Genomic DNA, 2,451 nt, shown 5'->3' with positions numbered 1-2,451 from the left:
TTTTTTTTTCTAGGACTTAAAAATGATAAGATACCATAGGTCTTATTCCCAACTAATAATCTTACGCCTAAATAGCCACTGATAGGAATGCGATAAGCAATTAAAGTTTGATTAGAAGATGATAAATGATGGCTATCTATTTTTGCAAAATATTGTAAAGTAACTGGTTCAAAATCATCAAGAGTAAATTGAAATAATCTGAGACTACGATCTTCTGAATCTGCACTAATTTCCCACAATTGATCTTTTTCTAGAAAGCAAGTATCCGCGTTTTTTTGATAAATAGTCGCTATTTTTAGGAATTTTCCTTGCAGTTTACCTAAAAAACCAATTTCCAAATCAAACAAATCACAGCCAATTTGCAGTAAAGATTGAATCCTGGTTTCCAAACTCAAATTTGATACGGTAATAACTTCTTTTAATAGAAGATCGCTATATGATTGGATTACGGCTTTTTCTTTTTCTTCCGTAATATTTTTCATGAAAATTCTGATTTTTTGTTCTGTGGCAAGATACTGTATGGACTGCGCAAAAAATTGGCTTTGAAACTTAATTTCTCGCGAAAGGTGAGTTACTTTTTCTTCTTGAACTAGGTCTGGTAAGCCCGAAATCACAGAATGTTCTACATCTAATGTTTTTAATTTGGGAAATACCTTCATCGCCACAGGATTACAATAAGTAATTGAACCTGCTAAATCAATTTCAATTATAGGATAAGGCATTAATTCGGGAAAAGAAGCTAAACTTATTAAAGTTTGGCGATCTACTTGAGCAATGTTTTTCATCGAATAGGGTACAGCGAAAGAAGCTAAAATTGACTTTTTAACTACCTTTGAATTGTTTTCTATTTCACAAAATTCGGTAAATTCTCGATCTAGTAAATTGAATAAAGTGTAGTAAGTAACTTTGACTGTATTGCCAAATTCGATAAAATCACCATGTCGCAAAACATGATGATCGCATTTATTTCCATTTATTAATAAACCATTAGTGCTTTTGATTCCTTTGAGACTGCCATCAATAATACTGAAGGGAGCGAGTTTGTCGCTAGGAGTTGTAGCGCGAGTAATTGTAGCGTGCTGACGAGATACAGATGAACCGTAGAGAACGATCGCATTTTCAGGTGAGCGACCCAGAGAATATGTATCCTCTGTCAAAGGAATGACTCGTTTACCCCGTCGATCCTTAATAACTATCAAATGGCGAATTTTCTGACGTTCTTGAGCGATCATTAATCTTGTCTATATTTTGTGCAACCCCCTATATCCGTTGTAGTCTGAATTTTGCTTCTTGACTAGAGAGAAATGGCGCAAATTACACGCTTTTTTTACTAGTTTTTTCCAATGTAGGTGTTGGTCGAAGAAAAATTGTTAGTTGAGATCGCTTTTCGGGAACTCTAGAGATATAACTTTTAACTCTTTAGCTCCATATTTCTCAGATCTAAATTTTCTAAATTTATAGTTCAATCTCACTGATAACTCATGTCGTTTACGATTAAGCACGGACTTTTTAGAGCCAATATTACAGATTATCACGCAATTTTGGGTGTTTCCTTGGATTCCGATCCCAAGAAAATTCGTCTTAAGTATCTTCGCACAGCACAAAAATTACATCCCGATACTTGTAGAGCTAATTCAGAGGGGAAAAAACTTGCTAGTCAGCTACTATCAAGATTAGTAAACCCCGCTTACGAACAGTTATCGAATAAGACTCAGTTTGCAGAACATCAGCTAGTACTAACCCAAATTGGCAAACGTTACGCGGAAAAAAGCGCTCGCATGACGATTGCTAGTGAACCAGCAAAAAAGCTACTGCAAGCTGAAAAAAATCTGGCTCAAGTATATCATCAAGTACTTAAAGAATTAACTGCCAATCAATACCAGGAAATCGAGCAAGTATTAATAAAAACGGCCGTTATTAGTGAGCTTAACTTAGTTTATTTAATGCTGACCCACAAGCAAGGGATTAATCGAGAAGAAAAAGTTCTTAAACAACAATTATCTCAACCAACAAATTCTTCCCAAAAAGCACCAGCTAGACCACCTATGCAACCAACCTCGACCGTAACGAATAATCAACCTTCTCAATCTGAAGAACCCACTCCTGAATCAAGAGCAGCTTCCTATTTGCGTCGAGCTAAAGAATACATGGCAAAAGGAAATTATAATGATGCAGTTTCTGAACTGCGAGATGCTTTAAAAATCAATCCCAATAGTAGTACTGGTCATGCATTGATGGGAAAAGCTTATCTCTACCAAAATCAACTGACTATGGCAAAGGTTCATATTAATAAGGCGCATAAAGCTAATCCAAAAGACCCTGTAGCAATTGAGAGTAAAGAGCTATTAGAGAAACTGAGCAAAAGACAAAAGAGAAAATCAGCTTCATCCTCACCCAAAAGTTCTGATAAGAAGAAATCTAGTGATAGTGGCTTCTTTAGTGGTTTTTTTG

Annotated in this window: 2 protein-coding genes; one reads left to right on the top strand and one right to left on the bottom strand. The window is 35.5% G+C overall.

The annotated features are described in order from the left end of the window. Positions 1-1,232 (bottom strand): FHA domain-containing protein (locus H1P_RS27915; protein WP_144873898.1); only part of this gene is annotated, 1,232 nt, incomplete at its 3' end. A 249-nt stretch (positions 1,233-1,481) separates the two neighbouring features. Between H1P_RS27915 and H1P_RS27910 the strand changes: the two genes are divergently transcribed. Beyond that, a partial coding sequence (locus H1P_RS27910; RefSeq protein ID WP_144873900.1) for a J domain-containing protein occupies positions 1,482-2,451 on the top strand: 970 nt, incomplete at its 3' end.

Source organism: Hyella patelloides LEGE 07179, from assembly GCF_900659865.1.
GTDB lineage: Bacteria > Cyanobacteriota > Cyanobacteriia > Cyanobacteriales > Xenococcaceae > Hyella > Hyella patelloides.
This window is presented reverse-complemented; position numbering and strand designations above follow the sequence as displayed.